The following is a 1,585-nucleotide window of genomic DNA, read 5'->3' on the forward strand; positions in this document are numbered from 1 at the left end:
ACCGCCGGGCACGACGGCGCCAGCGCGGTGCAGGTGCACATGACCAACACCCGCATCACCGACCCCGAGGTGCTGGAACACCGCCTGCCGGGCCTGCGCCTGCGCCGGTTCGCGCTGCGCCGGGGCAGCGGCGGTGACGGCCAGCGCCGCGGCGGCGATGGTTTGCTGCGGGAATACGAACTGCTGGCGCCGGCCACCCTGACGCTGATCACCCAGCGCCGCCAGCGCGCGCCGTTCGGCCTGGCCGGCGGCGCGCCGGGCGCGCTGGGCCGCAACCGCCTGTGGCGGGACGGCCGGTGGCAGACACTGGCACCGGTGGGCGTGTGGTCACTGCAGGCAGGCGACGTGCTGTGCATCGAGACGCCCGGCGGCGGCGGCTACGGCGCACCCCCGGGCTGAGCGCCGAGGTCAGGCCCGCAGCAGAAACGTCACCGGCCCGTCGTTGGTCAGGCTGACCTGCATGTCGGCACCGAAGCGGCCGGTGGCGACATCCGTGTGGCGCTGGCGGGCGGCGTCCACCAGCACCTCGAACAGGGCCTGTGCGTGCCGCGGCTCGGCGGCGCTGGTGAAGCTCGGGCGCCGGCCACGGTCGGTGTCGGCGGCCAGCGTGAACTGCGGCACCAGCAGCAGGCCGCCGCCGGTGTCGGTGAGGCTCAGATTCATGCGCCCGTCGCCGTCCTCGAACACGCGGTAGCCGAGCAGCCGCTCGGCCAGGCGCGTCGCCTGCCCGGGGCCATCGGCCGGCTGCACGCCGACCAGCACCAGCAGGCCGGGGCCGATCTGCCCCACCACCTCGCCGGCCACCTCCACGCGGGCGTGGCTGACCCGCTGCAGCAGGGCCAGCATGGAGGCTAGCCCGCGTTGCGGCTGTGCCGGCGGCGGTCGGATTCCAGCAGGTAGCGCTTGCGCACGCGCAGGTGGTGCGGCGTGACCTCGACCAGTTCGTCGGCCTCGATGAACTCCAGCGCCTGCTCCAGCGTCAGGCGCATGGGCGGCGTCAGCGCGATGTTCTCGTCGCTGCCGGCGGCGCGGATGTTGGTCAGCTGCTTGGCCTTGAGCGGGTTCACGGTGAGGTCGTTGCCGCGGCTGTGCAGGCCCACCACCTGACCCTCGTAGATCTCGTCGCCGGGGCCGACCATCAGCCGGCCGCGCTCCTGCAGGTTGAACAGAGCGAAGCCGACCGCCTTGCCGGTACCGTTGCTGATCAGCACACCGTTCTTGCGCAGCGCCATTTCACCGCCGGAAACCGGGGCGTAGGCGTCGAACACGTGGTGCATGAGGCCGGTACCGGCGCTGGCCGACAGGAATTCGGTGCGCAGGCCGATCAGGCCGCGGGTGGGAATGCGGTAGTCCAGGCGCACCCGGCCGCGGCCGTCCGGCACCATGTCCGTGAGCTCACCGCGGCGGGCGCCGATCAGCTCCATGATGGCGCCCTGGTAGTTGATGTCGACGTCGATGGTGAGCTGCTCGTAGGGCTCGCACGGCACGCCGTCGACTTCCTTGACGATCACCTGCGGACGCGACACGGCCAGTTCGTAGCCCTCGCGGCGCATGGTCTCGATGAGGATGGACAGGTGCAGCTCGC

2 protein-coding genes and 1 pseudogene are annotated in these 1,585 nt (G+C 72.3%); 1 reads left to right on the plus strand and 2 read right to left on the minus strand.

The window, feature by feature from the left end; translation table 11 throughout:
* A partial coding sequence (locus ABYX71_RS11890; protein ID WP_372696704.1) for a hydantoinase B/oxoprolinase family protein occupies nt 1-399 on the plus strand: 399 nt, incomplete at its 5' end.
* A 9-nt stretch (nt 400-408) separates the two neighbouring features.
* Here the strand turns inward: ABYX71_RS11890 and dtd are convergent.
* Entirely contained in the window at nt 409-846 is a 438-nt protein-coding gene (gene dtd / locus ABYX71_RS11895; RefSeq protein WP_372696705.1) for a D-aminoacyl-tRNA deacylase, read from the minus strand.
* Nucleotides 847-851: 5 nt separating this feature from the next.
* A pseudogene (locus tag ABYX71_RS11900) lies at nt 852-1,585 on the minus strand (translational GTPase TypA); the annotation flags it as partial.

Origin of the sequence: Immundisolibacter sp., from assembly GCF_041625615.1 — a bacterium.
In the GTDB taxonomy this organism is placed as follows: Bacteria; Pseudomonadota; Gammaproteobacteria; order Immundisolibacterales; family Immundisolibacteraceae; genus Immundisolibacter.

Coding starts and splice junctions, on each gene's coding strand:
- dtd (WP_372696705.1), bottom strand. CDS start 846: ATGCTGGCCCTGCTGCAGCGGGTCAGCCACGCCCGCGTGGAGGTGGCC.